The organism is Rhizobium sp. BK251 (assembly GCF_004345245.1).
GTDB lineage: Bacteria > Pseudomonadota > Alphaproteobacteria > Rhizobiales > Rhizobiaceae > Rhizobium.
Genome location: NZ_SLUQ01000004.1, coordinates 373,675 through 388,801, shown reverse-complemented (window position 1 = coordinate 388,801; position 15,127 = coordinate 373,675). Strand labels below are relative to the sequence as shown.

Here is a 15,127-nt window from a genome sequence, read left to right as displayed (position 1 = left end):
CAGATTCCGCGGATGGACAACACCTTCCGCCGTGATATCTGATGGGAATAGACGTACGGGAAAGTGTTCATGGCAGATGAGGTGCAGCAGGTAAGGCCGAGTATTCAGGGAGCAGATAGGGTCGGCTACGACCTCAGTCTCCTCGATCGGCTCAAGGTTATGTTCTCCGCGTTTTGGGCCTCCGAGGTGCGCCACAAGGTTCTTGTCCTTTCGACAACGCTTTTGGCAATCATCCTGGCTACAGCCTACGCGCAGGTCATCCTCAACCAATGGAACGCGCCCTTTTACGATTCTCTCGAGCGTCGTGACCTCGGGGAATTCTTCTACCAGCTGCAGGTCTTCGGCCTGATCGTCGGCTCCCTTCTTCTTCTGAACGTCGCCCAGGCGTGGCTCAACCAGATGACTTCGCTCTACATGCGCGAAGGGCTGTCTCGGGATCTCGTCGACCAATGGCTGCAGCGCAAGCGCGCCCTTCGCCTTGCTTCCTCGGGCCTTATCGGGGTCAATCCCGACCAGCGTCTCCATGAAGATTCCCGCAACCTGGCGGAAAGCACGACGGGCCTCACGATCGGCCTCGTGCAGTCGACGATCCTGCTCGTCAGCTTCATCGGCGTACTCTGGGAGCTTTCGGCCGATTTCGTGTTCCATGTGTGGGGCGAGAGCTTTTCCATCCCCGGATACATGGTCTGGGCAGCCATCCTCTATGCGGGGTCAGCCTCGATCCTCAGCAAGATCGTCGGCCAGAAGCTGGTGAAGCTCAATGCCGACCGCTTCTCGCGGGAAGCCGAGCTCCGCTTCTCGCTGATGCATGCCAACGAGAACATGCCCTCGATCACGATTGGCCGCGGCGAGGAGAACGAGCGGCGGCGCATCAATGGCGACCTCAGTTCCGTGCTCGCCGTCATCCGCCGCCTTGCCATCGCCAACACCAACCTGACCTGGGTTTCGGCGAGTTATGGCTGGCTGGTGCTGATCGTGCCGATCCTGGTCGCGGCGCCGGCCTATTTTTCCGGCGGCCTGACCTTCGGCGAGCTGATGATGTCGGTCGGCGCCTTCAACCAGGTCAACACCGCGCTGCGCTGGTACGTCGCCAATTTCGGCCCGATTGCCGAATGGCGCGCGACCCTGATGCGCGTTACCGATTTCCGCCAGGCGCTTTTGGAGATGGATGCCGGAATCCATTCGAAGGATGCGATCGTCTACGAGGATTCCCCGAAGGGTACACTGACGCTCAAGGATCTCAGCATTTCGGCAAAATCCAGCGAAGGCCTGTCCGAAGGCGGCTTCCGGTTTCGCGAACATGACGTGTCGATCAAGACCGGTGAGCGGATCATGGTCAACGGCGACCACAGCGTGAATCGGAAGCTTTTGTTCCAGGCGCTTGCGGGACTCTGGCCCTGCGGCGGAGGAACGATAGGGCTGCCTCCTGCCGAAGACATGCTCTTCATGCCGCAGGTCGCCTATGTTCCCGGCGGCACGTTGCGGCAGGCGATCGCCTTTCCGAACGACATTAGCGCCTATGGCGATGCCGAAGTGCTCTCGGCGCTGGCCAAGGCCGGTCTCGGCCGGCTGAAGGGACGGCTGGATACGCGGGCCCGTTGGGACAAGATCCTCGACAACGACGAGCAGAAGGCCGTCGCCTTCGCGCACCTCATACTCGCGAAGCCCCGTTGGGTCATATTCGACGAATTCCTGGAAGGCCTCGAGCCCGAGTTCCAGAGGGCTCTTGCCGAGCTGCTCACTGAAATGCCGGGTACGTCGATGATCTATATCGGCCGCTCGGAGATCTATCTCGAGGTCCTGAAGCCGCGCGTCCTGCATCTGGAGGCGATCCCGGCAGAGACGGAAAGAAGGGTCGGCAGCCTCGTCTAGGCCGCCGACACCAAGCACATAATCGTTTAGGCGGCCACGTCCCACACGGGCGCAAGACCATCGGGACTTACGATTCGGCCATTCCCGTGCGCCAGTGCGGAGACCGCCGCCATCTCTCCGCTTGTCAGCGTGAAATCGAAGATGGCGAGATTTTCCGTCGCGCGCGCTTCCGAGACCGTCTTGGAGAGCACGGCAATGCCCTGCTGTACGACCCAGCGCAACACGATCTGCGCGACCGATCTGTCGTGGGCTGCCGCAATCTCCCGCAGCACAGGCTCGGCGAATACCTTGCCGTCAGCCATCGCATAATAGGCCGTCAGGGACATCCCCGCCTCGCGGGCGGCGGCAATGACGGGCGACTGGTCGATATAGGGATGATACTCGATCTGGTTGGTGACGAGCGGTGCAGGGCTCAGGGCGACGGCTTCGTTCATCAGCGCCGTGTTGAAGTTCGAAACGCCGATGTGGCGGACCTTACCTGCGTTGCGAACCTCGTTGAGTGCATCGATCTGCTCTGCAAGCGGAACCGCCTCGTTTGGCCAATGCAGGAGAAGCAGGTCGACATAATCTGTCTTCAGCTTCTTCAGGCTCTCATCCACCGAGGAGAGGAAGGCCTTGCGAGGATAGTTGTCGACCCAGACCTTGGTGGTGAGAAAGAGGTCGGCGCGGGCGATGCCGGAGCGCAGGATGCCGTCGCCGACCTCCGCTTCGTTGCCGTAGATCTGGGCTGTATCGACATGACGGTAGCCGGCCTTCAGCGCGTGGGATACCATTCTCTCGGTATCCGGGCCGGATACGCGGAAGGTGCCGAAGCCGATCGCGGGAATAGTAGCGCCGTTGGCGTTTATGAAGTTCATGGTCTTTCCTTTCATGTGGCGATTGGTGTGATTCACTCGGCGGGCTGGGCGACGAAGCTGCCGGAGCGGCGGTCAAGCGCACCGCTCCAGAGCGTGAGGAGGAGGGCCACGGCGACGAGAATCGCGCCGACCCAGGGAGTTGCACCGAGGCCGAGGGAGGACTGGACGATCAGTCCGCCGATCCAGGCGCCTGCGGCAATGCCGAGGTTGAAGGCCGCGATATTCAGCGCCGAGGCGACGTCGACGGCCGCCGGTCGATACTGGCGGGCAAGCTCGACCACGTAGAGCTGCAGGCCGGGCACGTTGGCGAAGGACAGGAAGCCGAGCGCGGCAAGTGTCGGGATCGTCAGCCACGGCGAAACGGCGGTGAAGCTGAAGATGACGAGCACCAGCGCCTGCAGCATGAAGAGGCCTGTCAGCGCCTTCACGGGACTGCGATTGGCCAAGCGGCCGCCCACGACATTGCCGATTGCGATCGCAACACCGTAGAGCACGAGGATCAGGCTGACGCTCGAGGCGGCAAAGCCGGTGACTTCCTCGAGGATCGAGGCGAGGAAGGTGAAGGTGACGAAGGTGCCGCCATAACCGAGCGCGGTCATCGCAAAGACCATCAGCAACCGGCCACTGCCGAGCACGCGCACCTGGTCAAGGAGACTTGCCGGTGGCGCCTTCTTGAGGGTTGCGGGCAGAAGGATGGCAATTCCGGCAAAGGCGACGAGGCCAAGCACGGCCACGGCCGCGAAGGTCGAGCGCCAGCCGAAGGTCTGGCCGATGAAGGTGCCGAGCGGCACGCCGGTCACGATCGCGACGGTCAGGCCCATGAACATCATGGCGATGGCCGAGGCGCGACGGTTCTCCGGCACGAGGTCCGCTGCGATCGTCGAACCGACCGAGAAGAACACGCCGTGAGCAAAGGCGGAGAGCACGCGGGCGACAAGCAGCGGCGCGTAGCCCGGGCTCAGCGCCGCCATCGCATTGCCGAGTACGAATAGGGCCATGAGGCCGAGCAGCAGCGGCTTGCGCTCGATGCGCCCGGTGAGCGCGGTCAGGATGGGTGCGCCGAAGGTGACGCCGAGGGCATAGACGCTGACGATAAGTCCCGCCAGCGGCAGCGTGATGTGGAGGTCGTTTGCAACGGTCGGCAGAAGGCCGACAATGACGAATTCGGTGGTGCCGATGGCATAGGCCGCGATGGTCAGCGCGAAAAGTGCGGGCGGCAGGCCCAGAGATTTTCCGGCCATGATCAAACTCCGTAAAAACCGGGTTTCGGTCGAGGCGGCCCATGCCGTCTCATTCGCCAAGCAATATGGTTCGGATAGATTGGCTTGATAATCGGGTGGAATAGAACGACACTGGTGAAGAAAATTCACGTCGGAAAATGGCCATGGACAATCGCGCTGGCGAAATGGAAATCGTCGTAGAAGCGATCAGGCAGGGAAGCTTCGCGCTTGCAGCCAGGCAGCTGGCTCTCTCTCCCTCGGCGGTGAGCAAGACGGTGACCCGCGTCGAAGAGCGGCTCGGAGTGCGGCTGCTCATGCGTTCGACCCGCGCGCTGCAGCTGACCCCGGAGGGTGAGATCTATTTCCGCCAGGCGCAGCGTATTCTCGCCGACATAGACGAGACCGAGCGCATGGTGGTTTCCGGCGGGAAGGCGGTGCCGCGCGGGCGCCTGCGTGTCAGCGCCACCGTTGGTTTCGGCACGCGGTTCGTCGTGCCGCTGGTGCCGCAGTTTCTGGCCCGCTATCCCGAGGTGGAGCTCGACCTTTCCCTCAGCGACGGCGTCGTCGACCTGATCGGAGAGCGAACCGATGTCGGCATCCGGGCGGGCATTCTGAGCGACTCCGGCCTGAAGGCCCGCAAGCTGATCGAGAGCCAGCGCGCAGTCATCGCCTCACCGGCCTATCTGGAGCGCCACGGCCTGCCCAAGCGTCCGGAGGACCTCGCATCCCACAATTGCCTCGGCTTCAACTTCAGCCAGGCGATGAGCCTCTGGCCTTTCCGAGATCCGGCGACGGGAGAGCGCCTGGAGATCCCGGTGCACGGCAACTTCCTGGCAAATAGCGGTGCCACGGTGCGGCAGTTGGCGCTGGCTGGGCTCGGTATCGCCCGCATCGGCCAGTTCCACGTCCAGGACGATATCGACAGCGGCCGCCTTATCAACCTACTCGAGGCCTTCAGCCCCGGCGACAAGGAGCCCGTGCATGCGGTTTTCCTTGGCCATGCCCACCTTGCGCTGCGCATCCGCGCCTTCGTCGATTTCCTGGTCGATCACATCGCAAAGCGGGCCCGTGGGAGCTGAATGGGGGCGGACGCGCTCCATTCCGGCCTTGCGGGATACGCGGAATCATCGCGCGAAACGGTCGAATAGTGCGAGAAACCGTCACGTGGCTTGCCGAGCAGGCGAATCATGTTCTATTCGTTGCCATCCCCCAAGGCGCGCCTTGCGCATTCCCCCAAGGATCACTGCATCATGGAAATTTTCACGTCGGCCGGATTGCTAGCACTTTTTCAGGTCATCGCGATCGACCTGGTGCTCGCCGGAGACAACGCCGTTGTCATCGGTCTTGCCGCAGCGGGCCTCCCGCCCGTACAGCGCAAGAAGGCGATCCTGGTCGGCATCGTGGCCGCAACCATCCTGCGTATCGCGCTTGCGAGCGTTACGGTCCAGCTCCTGGAGATCATCGGCCTGCTTCTGGCCGGCGGCCTTCTGCTGTTGTGGGTGTGCTGGAAGATGTGGCGCGAATTGCGGGAAAGCGCAGCCGCACATGCAGAGGGCGCCGGCGACGAGTCACTGGCACCGAAAAAGACCTTCTTCCAGGCGGCGGTCCAGATTGTGGTTGCCGACGTCTCCATGTCGCTTGACAACGTGCTGGCGGTTGCGGGCGCCGCTCGCGAACACCCGACCATCCTCGTGATCGGTCTTGTCTTCTCGATTGCCATGATGGGCGCGGCCGCCAACATCATCGCGCGCCTTCTCAACCGCCACCGCTGGATCGCCTATGCCGGTCTCGCGATCATCCTCTATGTCGCGCTCCACATGATCTATCGCGGCGCGGTCGAGGTATGGCCGCATCTCATGCCGGTGGTCGCCTCGCTCGCGAACTGAATTCCACCCGAGGCGGCAACCCGGTATTCCGATCTCACATCGGAGGCGCGACGCCGTTCTTGCCGACCACGAGCTGGGTGGCGCTCATCGTGCCATCTGCGCCGCGCTCGGCCTGCATGAAGACGGGCGCGCCCGGCTTGAGGTCGGCCGAGGAAGCGGGGGCGAGGGCCACGATAGGCGCGCTGGTGGGGATCGTGATCTTCTTCTCCTTGCCCTGGTAGGCGAGCGTGATCGTGTGTCCTGCGACGGCCTTCACCGCATTGGCGACGGTGGCGTTGGTCATGGTGCTGTTCGGCTTAAGGTCCCAGGGGCGGCTTCCTTCGCCCGTGCCCTTCATCGAAGCCGGAAATATCACGACCTCCAAGGCCGCGTCGCCCGTGGCACCAGGCAGCGACGCGATGCCGACGAAGTCTCCCGGCTTGATGTCATCGGCGGAGGCCTTCCGGACGGTACCGACCCTAAAGCCGGACTTGAGGGCCACCGCCGCGGTCGTGCCCTCGCGCGTCTTGACCGTCAAGGTGCTGCCGGCGAGGTTTTCGATCGTGCCGCGCACGCGCACCCGCTGCGCATTGGCATCCTGTGCCTGTGCGGCCGGCAGGGCACCGAAGGTGACGAATGCACCAAGGGCGAGGGCGACGGCGGTCTTCGAGAAACGCACTGAGAGCATGGCTGTATCCTCGTGTGGAGTGCCGGAGGTGAGATGGCCGGATCGACGGCAATCTATGCGTGGGCCGGCAGACTGACCAATCAAGGAATGGTGAGTTTCCAGGTGCGAAGGGAGCGGTTTTCGCTATCCTTCGAGTTCCTCGCGCAGCATCTCCAGTTCCAGCCACTCCTCTTCCATCCTGAGGAGCCCTTCGCGCAGCTTTTCCATCTCCGCCGCAAGCCGGTTGAAGGCAGCCGGATCCTTGGAGAAGAGGTTGGGATCGGCCATCTTCTTCTCGCGGGCCGCGATTTCGCCCTCGGCCTTCGCCATCTCCTTCGGCAGGTTCTCGAGAGCGAACTTCTGCTTGAAGGAGAGCTTGGCCTTGCTCTTCTGTGCATCGCCCGGAGCTGCCGGCGATGTGGCCCTCGGCTTCTCTGCGGTTCTCTCGGCCTTCTTCCGTTCCTCGATGGCGCCGCGGCGCTGGGCGAGCATGTCGGAATAGCCGCCGGCATATTCGATCCAGCGGCCATCCGGGCTCTCCGGATTGGCCGGCGCGATCGTCGAGGTCACGGTCCGGTCGAGAAAATCACGGTCGTGGCTGACAAGAATGACGGTGCCTGCAAAGCCCGCGACGATTTCCTGCAGCAGGTCGAGCGTCTCGATATCGAGATCGTTGGTCGGCTCGTCGAGGATCAGGAGGTTGGTCGGGCGCGACAGGATGCGGGCGAGCATCAATCGCGCGCGCTCGCCGCCTGAGAGGTTCCTGATCGGCGTACGCGCCTGTTCCGGCTGGAAGAGGAATTCCTTCATGTAGCCCGTCACATGGCGCTGCTCGCCGTTGACGAGGAGGTTCTCGCCGCGGCCGTCGGTGAGATAGTGCGCGAGCGTTTCTTCCGGGTTCAGGTCCTCGCGCTTCTGGTCGAGCGTGGCGATCTCCAGATTGGTGCCGAGCTTTACGGTACCGCTATCAGGCGCAAGCTGCCCGGTCAGCATCTTGAGCAACGTCGTCTTGCCCGCGCCGTTCGGCCCGACGAGACCGATGCAATCGCCGCGATGGACGCGGATCGAGAACGGGGCGACGATGATCCGCTCGCCATAGGCCTTGGTGATCTTCTCAGCCTCGATAACGAGTTTGCCGGATTCCTGGGCGTCGGATGCACTTGCCTGCACGGAACCCTGCGGCCCCTTGTGGCCGCGATATTGGGCCCGCATGCCCTGCAACTCGCCAAGGCGGCGCATATTGCGCTTGCGCCGCGCGGTGACGCCGTAGCGCAGCCAGTGTTCCTCGCGCTCGATCGCCTTGCCGAGCTTGTGCTGTTCCAGTTCCTCGGCTTCGAGGACCTGGTCGCGCCAGGCCTCGAAATACCCGAATCCCTTGTCGAGGCGGCGCGACATGCCGCGGTCCAGCCAGACGGTGGCCGTGGAAACCTTTTCGAGGAAGCGGCGGTCATGCGAGATGAGGACGAGAGCGCTGCGGGTCTTCTGCAACTCGCCTTCCAGCCATTCGATGGTCGGCAGGTCGAGATGGTTGGTGGGCTCGTCGAGGAGCAGAATATCCGGCTCCGGTGCCAGCACGCGGGCAAGAGCCGCACGGCGTGCCTCGCCGCCCGAGAGCATCGTCGGGTCTTCCTCCCCTGTGAGCCCGAGATGGGACAGGAGATAGGTGACGCGATAGGGATCGTCACCGGGGCCAAGGCCCGCCTCGGCATAGGAGGCGACCGTCTTGTAACCGGCGAAATCGGGCGCCTGTTCCAGATAGCGGATCGTGGAGCCGGGGTGACGGAAAACTTCGCCCGACTGCGCTTCGACCAGGCCGGCGGCAATCTTGAGGAGCGTCGACTTGCCGGAACCATTGCGCCCGACCAGACAGATCTTGTCCCCGGGCTCCACCTGCAGGTCTGCGCCGGCAAGCAGCGGCGTGCCGCCGAAGCTCAGGAAGATGTCGTCGAGTTTGAGGATCGGGGGTGCCAAGATCAGGCTCCAGTCATGTCATAGGGGCGGGCGAGCACGATCGCCCGGCCGCTTGCAAGCGCAATGCGCACCGTGCCTTCGGCCACATTGGAAATGGTGCGGGAAGAACCGAAGGGCAAATGGAAATCCTCAAGCGGATAGCGGGCGTTCGTTATGAAAAGGCCGGAAAGCTCGCTGAAGCCGAGGATGGAAAAGAGCGAGCCTGCAGGCAGGACAAGCTCGGTGCTGCCGGGAAGGAGCGGCGTCGCCTCCTCCTCGCCGGAGGTCATCATCACGTCGTAGCCCTGCTCGGCGAGTTCGACGCCATAGAGCAGGTGCTGAAGCGCGTGATCGGAACGCTCGCCGCCGAGCGCGCCGGCAAGAATGAGGTGCCTTGCACCGCGTGCGATAGCCTCCGAAACTGCAATCTCGCCATCCGTAGCGGCCTTGGCAATAGGATAGGGCTGGCGCGGGACCTGCGGAAAGGCATCTCGGAGATCGGGCGTCGTCGAATCGAAGTCGCCGACCCAGAGTTCCGGCACCACGCCGAGCGTTACCGCATGGCGCATGCCGCCGTCGGCAGCAATGAAGCGGCTGTTCTTGACGGCGGCGTGCAGCCTGTCGGTCAGGCTTAGCGGGCCGCCCAGAAGAATGGTGAAGCTGGATTGGCTCATGCGCATTGCCCATAGCGCAAACGGGGGGTGAAGGGGAAGAGGCGTCGGGGCCAGCACCCAGTGTCAGAAGCGATAGGTGCGTTCGAGCAAGATCAAGGCAGCCGCACTTTTCGTCAGCCGGGCGTATCCTTGTCGCGCGACTGGAAAATCGCCTCGTAGCCGTCGATAAACTTTTCGAAGAGCACCGCGAAGTGATCGACCTCTTCCTGTGGCCAATCCTTGACGACCTCCGAAACGAGGGCGAGCTTCTGGGCCTTGATCTCCGCCATGAGCTTCTCGCCGAGCGGCGTCATCACCACCACAATGCGGCGCGCATCCGCTTGCGAAGCCTCGCGGCGGAGAACGCTGCGGCCCACCATGTCGGCAACCACCCGACTTGCCCGCGACGGATCGATGCGCAGCATCTCGGCGATTGTGCCGACCGTTACCTCGCCGCAGGGGCGCGCACGGCGCACGGCATCGAGCACGTCGAGATGCGACAGTTCGAGGCCGGGAGCGGCATTCTGGATTGCCATGCGCCCTATCAGGCGCCGTCCGGTCATCAGCCGCATGCGCGTCATGCTGTGGCCGATGCGGGGTACGCCTTCATCTTCAGGCTCCGCGGTTTCTGCCGCGCGTATCTTGGTCAGGGTCTCATTCATGGCCGAACCATAACAGAGACGGAGCGGAAATAGAATATGCCAATGTCAATAATGTGATATTGACAAATATGTGCTATTGTCACATAAATGTACTTACAACGTCGGAATTACAATCCATGAACATGCAAGTCGCTGCCGTGCCGCTCGTGGCGGATCCCCGTCGCAGGCTCATCCTCTTCTTCTTCCTGATGACCGCCATGTTCATGGCGACGCTGGACAACCAGATCGTCTCCACCGCGCTGCCCACTATCGTCGGCGAGTTCGGGCATCTCGAGCGCTTCGGCTGGATCGGCTCGGCCTATCTTCTCTCGCTCAGCGCCGTCATGCCGGTCTATGGAAAGCTCGGCGACCTGTTTGGCCGCAAATACGTGATGATGACGGCAATTGCGATCTTCACCGTCGGTTCGGCCGTCTGCGGCCTCGCGGTGTCGATGAACACGCTGATCGCAGCGCGCGTGCTGCAGGGGCTGGGCGGTGGCGGCATCCTCGTTTCGATTTTTGCGGTCAATGCAGATCTCTTCGAGCCGCGTGAACGCGCCCGCTACCAGAGCTATTCGAGCCTCGTGCTGATGGCCTCCGGTGCGATCGGGCCCGTCCTGGGCGGCACGATGAGCGATCTCTTCGGCTGGCGCTCGATCTTTCTCGTCAACGTGCCGATCGGCTTCATCGTCCTTGCCGGTCTCTTCACGATGCTGCCCTACAGAAAACCGCACCGTCGGCCGAAGATCGACTATGCCGGGGCGATCCTGCTTGCCTTGACGACCACCTCGATCGTGCTGGCGGCCGACGGCAGTGAACTCTTCGGATCGCTCCTGTCTCCGCAATGCCTCGGCATCATCGCCTTCGGCGCCGCCTGCGCCGCGGCCTGGGTTTTCGTAGAGCGCCGCGCGCCGGAGCCAATCGTACCGCTTGCGCTCTTCCGCAACCCGACCTTTGGCCTGCTTCTCGGTATCTCGGTGATGAGCGGCGCAGTCGCAATCGGCATGGTCAACTATTTCGCGCTCTTCCTGCAGACGACGACGGGGCTTTCGCCCTCTATGGCCGGCCTGCTCTTCATCCTGCTTACCGGCGGCATCGTCTGCGGCTCGCTCACGGCCGGCCGCGCCATCTCGATGACAGGTCGCTACAAGCCCTTCGCGATCGCCAGCCTTACCTGCAGTGCGATCGCCTTCGCGGTGCTGAGCCAGGTCCCTGTCGGCACGCCCGTCATCCTGATCGGTCTGTTGATGATGATGCACGGCATCGGCATCGGTCTTGCACAACAGGTACCCGTCATCGGCGTGCAGAATGCCGCCTCGGCCGGCGATGTCGGTGCCGCGACCGGAGCGGTGACACTGTCGCGCATGGCAGGCGCCTCGATCGCCATTTCCATCTACGGCGCAATCATCGCCTCGAAGCTTTCGAACGTCGGCGTCTCGATCGCCGGGGTCGCCAATATCGAAGAGCTGACACCGAAGATGATGGCGGCCCTGCCTGACGCAACGCGGGAGGCGGTGGCCGGCGCCTACGAGGCTGCTTTCTCACCCCTCTTCCTGACGGCATCGGCCATCTGCCTCTTCGGGCTCGTCATGGCGCTTGCATTGAAGCCGGTCCAGCTGCCTCGCACCCAGGAAGCGAAAAGGCCCGACAGCGCCGCCGCATAGGCGGCATCGGCTGCCTCGCTGCTCGACCTTGCCTCTTGTCATAATCGGCGCACCCCGTTAGATGTTCGAATGCTCTAACGGGGTGCCCGATGTCTGTTTCACAGTCGTCCGGCTGAGAGGTTTGTCACAGACCAACCCGCGGAACCTGATCCGGTTAACACCGGCGGAGGGATTAGACGCGTGATATCGCACAGCGCCCTTTTCTCCGTTCAACCGAAACACATGGAGGAGGCGCAATGCCAGCCCGACCGTTCAAGACAATTCTTTCCGGAATGCTGCTTGCCGCGGCGACGATGACGCTTTCGGCGGGCGGCGCTGCGGCCGCGGGCAAGACGCTCACGGTCTATACCTACGAAAGCTTCACGTCCGAATGGGGTCCAGGCCCGAAGGTGAAGGAAGCCTTCGAGAAGACCTGCGATTGCACGGTCAATTTCGTCAGCGTCGCCGACGGCGTGGCGTTGCTTTCACGGCTGAAACTGGAGGGGGCTTCCTCGAAGGCCGACGTCGTTCTCGGCCTCGACACCAACCTCGTCACCGAGGCGAAGGAGACCGGGCTCTTCGACGCACATGGCATCGACGCCAGCGCCGCCAAGGTTCCCGGCGGCTATTCGGACGACGTCTTCGTGCCCTATGACTACGGCCACTTCGCCGTCATCTATGATACCGAGACAATCAAGAACCCGCCGACGAGCCTCAAGGAGCTGGTGGAAGGCGATCCGTCCCAGAAGATCGCGATCGAGGATCCGCGCACTTCGACGCCCGGTCTCGGCCTGCTGCTCTGGGTGAAGTCGGTCTACGGCGACAAGGCGCCGGAGGCCTGGGGCAAGCTCAAGGGACGCATCCTGACAGTCACGCCCGGATGGTCGGAGGCCTACGGCCTCTTCACCAAGGGCGAGGCGCCGATGGTGTTCTCCTACACGACATCGCCCGCCTATCACATGGTCGCCGAGAATACCGAGCGCTATCAGGCCGCTGCCTTTTCCGAGGGCCACTATATCCAGATCGAGGTTGCGGGTCTCATGAAGAACGCGCCAAGCAAGGACCTGGCGCGGGATTTCCTGAAGTTCATGGTCACGCCGGCATTTCAGGACACGATCCCCACCAATAACTGGATGATGCCGGTCTCCGCCACGTCCGAGCCGTTGCCGGATGCCTTCGGCAAGCTGGTCAAGCCGGAGAAGACCTTCCTCATGAGCCCGCACGAGGTGGCCAGGAACCGCAAGGCCTGGATCGACGAGTGGCTCGCGGCCATGAGCATGAATTGATGCTGACTGCGGCCGAAGACAGGAGCGCCATTGCCGGCGGGGCTTTCAGCCTCGTCGGCATCGTGCTCTTCATCGGCCTTGCAGTATCCGCGCTGCTTCTCTTCGGCGGTGGCCTTTCGCCCGGTGACCTGCTTGGCGATCCCTATATCCTGCGCGTGGTGCGCTTCACGCTGCTCCAGGCCGTTCTCTCCACTCTGCTTTCGGTTGTCCTCGCCATACCGGTGGCCCGGGCGCTGGCGCGTCAGCCGCACTTCCCGGGCAGGATCTGGATCGTGCGGTTGATGGCAGTGCCGATGGGCCTGCCCGTTCTGATCGGTGCGCTCGGTCTCATCGGGATATGGGGTCGACGCGGCATGCTGAATGGCGGGCTTGCCTATCTCGGCCTTTCCGAGCCGATTAGCATCTATGGGCTTTCGGGAATTCTGCTTGCTCACGTCTTTTTCAACCTGCCGCTCGCCTGCCGGCTGATGCTTGCCGGGCTGGAGCGCGTGCCTGCCGAATACTGGTTGGTCGCGGGTGGGCTCGGCATGCGGCCTGTCGCCGTCTTCCGCTTCGTCGAATGGCCGGTGCTGCGCCATCTCATACCCGGCATCGCCGGGTTGATCTTCATGCTTTGCGCGACGAGCTTCACGCTGGTGCTCATCCTCGGCGGTGGGCCGGCGGCGACGACGATCGAGGTCGCCATCTACCAATCGCTGCGGTTCGACTTCGATCCCGGCCGCGCGGTCGCGCTCTCGCTGCTGCAGATCCTCGTGACGGCGCTCATACTCGGTGCAATGACCCTGCTCCCGGCGCCGGCCGACCACGGGCTGACGGCCGGCAAGGCAGTGCGGCGGCTCGACGGAAGGACGGTTGCCGCGCGGGCGAGGGACGGCGCACTCTTGCTTGCCGTCCTGCTCTTCATCGGTTTGCCCTTGGCCGCGGTTGCGGCCGCCGGCCTGAAGGCCGATCTCCTGAAACTCGTCGCCGAGCCGATTTTTCGGCGCGCGGTCTGGACCAGTCTCGGCATCTCGCTCTTGGCGGCCTTGCTCTCGCTTGCGGTCGCCTTCGCGGTGATCCGCGCCCGGCACGCGATTGCTGCGCGACGCCGCATCGGCCGGGGCTCGCGGATATTCTCAGGCTCGCTCTCGGCCGCCTCGTCGATCGTCCTGCTTGTGCCGCCGGTCGTGCTTGGCACGGGCTGGTTCATGGCGCTGCGGCCCCTTGGCGACGCCACGCCATTCGCGCCAGCGTTGATCATCTGCATCAACACGCTCATGGCGCTTCCGTTCGTCGTCCGCGTGCTGCAGCCCGCCTATGCGGTCCACCGGTGCAGGACCGAGCGGCTTGCTGCAAGCATCGGCCTTGCGGGCTGGTCGCGGCTGAGGCTCGTGGATTGGCCGGGCCTCAGGAAACCCTTCTTCATGGCGCTTTCCTTCGCGATGGCGCTCTCGCTCGGTGACCTTGGCGCCGTTGCCATCTTCGGTTCGGACGAGCTCGTAACGCTTCCCTGGCTGATCTACAGCCGCATGGGCAGCTATCGGACCAATGATGCCGATGGTCTTGCCCTGATTCTTGGCCTGATATGCCTGCTGCTCACCATTGCCGGCACGGCCGGGCAGACAAGCAGGGAGGACGGCGATGAGCGTGGCTGAGGCGGCCGGTATCACCATGCGCGGGGTGCGGCTGCGGCTTGGGACCCACGTGTTCGACTTTGACTGTGCGCTGCCGGCCGGTGCCGTGACTGCCGTCACCGGTCCCTCGGGCTCGGGCAAATCCACGTTCCTGAATCTCGTCGCCGGTTTTGAAGAGCCGGAATTCGGTAGCATTTCGATTGCCGGGCAGGACGTCGGCAAGCTGCATCCCTCCAAGCGACCGGTCTCGCTCGTCTTCCAGGATAACAACCTGTTCGCTCATCTCGACCTCTTCACGAATGTCGGCCTCGGCATCAACCCGTCGCTCAGGCTTTCCGCCGACGACCGGAAGAACGTGTCGGAGGCGCTTGCGAGGGTCGGGCTCGGCGGTTTCGAAAAGCGCTTGCCCGCGACACTTTCGGGCGGTGAACGGCAGCGTGCCGCCTTCGCCCGCGCGCTCGTGCGCCATCGGCCGGTCCTCCTGCTCGACGAGCCCTTTGCGGCGCTCGACCCCGGTCTGCGCGCGGGTATGGCGGACCTGCTTCTCGAACTGCACCGGGAAACGAAGAATACAGTCCTGATCGTCTCGCACGATCCCGACGAGGTGCGCCGCATCGCCGACCATGCGATCTTCATCGATGGCGGAAGCATCAGGCTCTCCGCGCCAATCCGTCCATTTCTGGAGCATGACGACATCGCTGCGCTAACGGTATTTTTGCGCCACTGAGAGATATGTCGAGATTTGGCGCAACTTTCGCCATATTTTCGTTGTTGCGAATAACGGCGGAATTACAATGATATTCTTGCTAATATAAAGCGCCGCTATATTTAAGACAGAGTCTCGCTATGCAACAGGTGCG

At 63.2% G+C, this 15,127-nt stretch carries 13 protein-coding genes and 1 riboswitch; of the genes, 7 read left to right on the top strand and 6 right to left on the bottom strand.

What is annotated here, in order from left to right; all coding sequences use genetic code 11:
- The first annotated feature begins 69 nt into the window (after positions 1-69).
- On the top strand, positions 70-1,872 hold the full coding sequence (locus EV286_RS11850; RefSeq protein ID WP_132957251.1) for an ABC transporter ATP-binding protein/permease: 1,803 nt from the start codon (positions 70-72) through the stop codon (positions 1,870-1,872).
- Positions 1,873-1,898: 26 nt separating this feature from the next.
- Here EV286_RS11850 and EV286_RS11845 read toward each other — a convergent pair whose 3' ends face one another.
- Both EV286_RS11845 and EV286_RS11840 read right to left on the bottom strand, forming a co-directional pair.
- Complete coding sequence (locus EV286_RS11845) at positions 1,899-2,729, bottom strand: aldo/keto reductase (RefSeq protein ID WP_132957250.1); 831 nt, start codon at positions 2,727-2,729, stop codon at positions 1,899-1,901.
- Between the two features lie 32 nt (positions 2,730-2,761).
- Positions 2,762-3,949 carry an MFS transporter gene (locus tag EV286_RS11840; protein ID WP_132957528.1) on the bottom strand — a complete coding sequence of 396 codons (1,188 nt, stop codon included), beginning with the start codon at positions 3,947-3,949 and terminating at the stop codon, positions 2,762-2,764.
- A 164-nt stretch (positions 3,950-4,113) separates the two neighbouring features.
- On the opposite strand from EV286_RS11840, the gene EV286_RS11835 reads away from it, so the two are divergent.
- On the top strand, positions 4,114-5,028 hold the full coding sequence (locus EV286_RS11835; RefSeq protein ID WP_132957248.1) for a LysR substrate-binding domain-containing protein: 915 nt from the start codon (positions 4,114-4,116) through the stop codon (positions 5,026-5,028).
- A gap of 171 nt (positions 5,029-5,199) precedes the next feature.
- Complete coding sequence (locus EV286_RS11830) at positions 5,200-5,835, top strand: TerC family protein (RefSeq protein WP_132957246.1); 636 nt, start codon at positions 5,200-5,202, stop codon at positions 5,833-5,835.
- A gap of 34 nt (positions 5,836-5,869) precedes the next feature.
- Here EV286_RS11830 and EV286_RS11825 read toward each other — a convergent pair whose 3' ends face one another.
- The 4 genes from EV286_RS11825 to EV286_RS11810 form a co-directional block, all read right to left on the bottom strand.
- Positions 5,870-6,502, bottom strand: a complete 633-nt coding sequence (locus EV286_RS11825) for a hypothetical protein (protein WP_132957244.1) — start codon at positions 6,500-6,502, stop codon at positions 5,870-5,872.
- Positions 6,503-6,625: 123 nt separating this feature from the next.
- Positions 6,626-8,452 carry an ABC-F family ATP-binding cassette domain-containing protein gene (locus tag EV286_RS11820; protein WP_132957242.1) on the bottom strand — a complete coding sequence of 609 codons (1,827 nt, stop codon included), beginning with the start codon at positions 8,450-8,452 and terminating at the stop codon, positions 6,626-6,628.
- 2 nt (positions 8,453-8,454) lie between these two features.
- Positions 8,455-9,105: a thiamine diphosphokinase gene (locus EV286_RS11815; RefSeq protein ID WP_132957241.1), complete on the bottom strand. Its 651-nt coding sequence runs from the start codon at positions 9,103-9,105 to the stop codon at positions 8,455-8,457.
- Between the two features lie 113 nt (positions 9,106-9,218).
- Positions 9,219-9,746 (bottom strand): MarR family winged helix-turn-helix transcriptional regulator, encoded by a 528-nt coding sequence (locus EV286_RS11810; protein ID WP_132957239.1) that lies wholly within the window; start codon positions 9,744-9,746, stop codon positions 9,219-9,221.
- A gap of 116 nt (positions 9,747-9,862) precedes the next feature.
- On the opposite strand from EV286_RS11810, the gene EV286_RS11805 reads away from it, so the two are divergent.
- The 4 genes from EV286_RS11805 (at position 9,863) to EV286_RS11790 (ending at position 14,994) form a co-directional block, all read left to right on the top strand.
- Positions 9,863-11,389, top strand: coding sequence for an MDR family MFS transporter (locus EV286_RS11805; RefSeq protein ID WP_132957237.1), 1,527 nt, complete (start codon positions 9,863-9,865; stop codon positions 11,387-11,389).
- Positions 11,390-11,457: 68 nt separating this feature from the next.
- Positions 11,458-11,578: riboswitch (TPP riboswitch) on the top strand.
- A gap of 104 nt (positions 11,579-11,682) precedes the next feature.
- Positions 11,683-12,654 carry a thiamine ABC transporter substrate binding subunit gene (gene thiB, locus EV286_RS11800; protein WP_245500694.1) on the top strand — a complete coding sequence of 324 codons (972 nt, stop codon included), beginning with the start codon at positions 11,683-11,685 and terminating at the stop codon, positions 12,652-12,654.
- Positions 12,654-14,288, top strand: a complete 1,635-nt coding sequence (gene thiP, locus EV286_RS11795) for a thiamine/thiamine pyrophosphate ABC transporter permease ThiP (protein ID WP_132957234.1) — start codon at positions 12,654-12,656, stop codon at positions 14,286-14,288. Before thiB ends, thiP begins: the two co-directional genes overlap by 1 nt.
- Positions 14,275-14,994, top strand: coding sequence for an ATP-binding cassette domain-containing protein (locus EV286_RS11790; RefSeq protein WP_132957233.1), 720 nt, complete (start codon positions 14,275-14,277; stop codon positions 14,992-14,994). The genes thiP and EV286_RS11790 overlap by 14 nt, the downstream gene beginning before the upstream one ends.
- The last annotated feature ends 133 nt before the right edge of the window (positions 14,995-15,127 follow it).

Excerpts from the sequence above, each read along its gene's own strand:
- EV286_RS11850 (WP_132957251.1), top strand. The coding sequence starts at position 70 with ATGGCAGATGAGGTGCAGCAGGTAAGGCCGAGTATTCAGGGAGCAGAT.
- EV286_RS11845 (WP_132957250.1), bottom strand. The coding sequence starts at position 2,729 with ATGAACTTCATAAACGCCAACGGCGCTACTATTCCCGCGATCGGCTTC.
- EV286_RS11835 (WP_132957248.1), top strand. The coding sequence starts at position 4,114 with ATGGACAATCGCGCTGGCGAAATGGAAATCGTCGTAGAAGCGATCAGG.
- EV286_RS11830 (WP_132957246.1), top strand. The coding sequence starts at position 5,200 with ATGGAAATTTTCACGTCGGCCGGATTGCTAGCACTTTTTCAGGTCATC.
- EV286_RS11825 (WP_132957244.1), bottom strand. The coding sequence starts at position 6,502 with ATGCTCTCAGTGCGTTTCTCGAAGACCGCCGTCGCCCTCGCCCTTGGT.
- EV286_RS11815 (WP_132957241.1), bottom strand. The coding sequence starts at position 9,105 with ATGAGCCAATCCAGCTTCACCATTCTTCTGGGCGGCCCGCTAAGCCTG.
- EV286_RS11810 (WP_132957239.1), bottom strand. The coding sequence starts at position 9,746 with ATGAATGAGACCCTGACCAAGATACGCGCGGCAGAAACCGCGGAGCCT.
- EV286_RS11805 (WP_132957237.1), top strand. The coding sequence starts at position 9,863 with ATGAACATGCAAGTCGCTGCCGTGCCGCTCGTGGCGGATCCCCGTCGC.
- thiB (WP_245500694.1), top strand. The coding sequence starts at position 11,683 with ATGACGCTTTCGGCGGGCGGCGCTGCGGCCGCGGGCAAGACGCTCACG.
- thiP (WP_132957234.1), top strand. The coding sequence starts at position 12,654 with ATGCTGACTGCGGCCGAAGACAGGAGCGCCATTGCCGGCGGGGCTTTC.
- EV286_RS11790 (WP_132957233.1), top strand. The coding sequence starts at position 14,275 with ATGAGCGTGGCTGAGGCGGCCGGTATCACCATGCGCGGGGTGCGGCTG.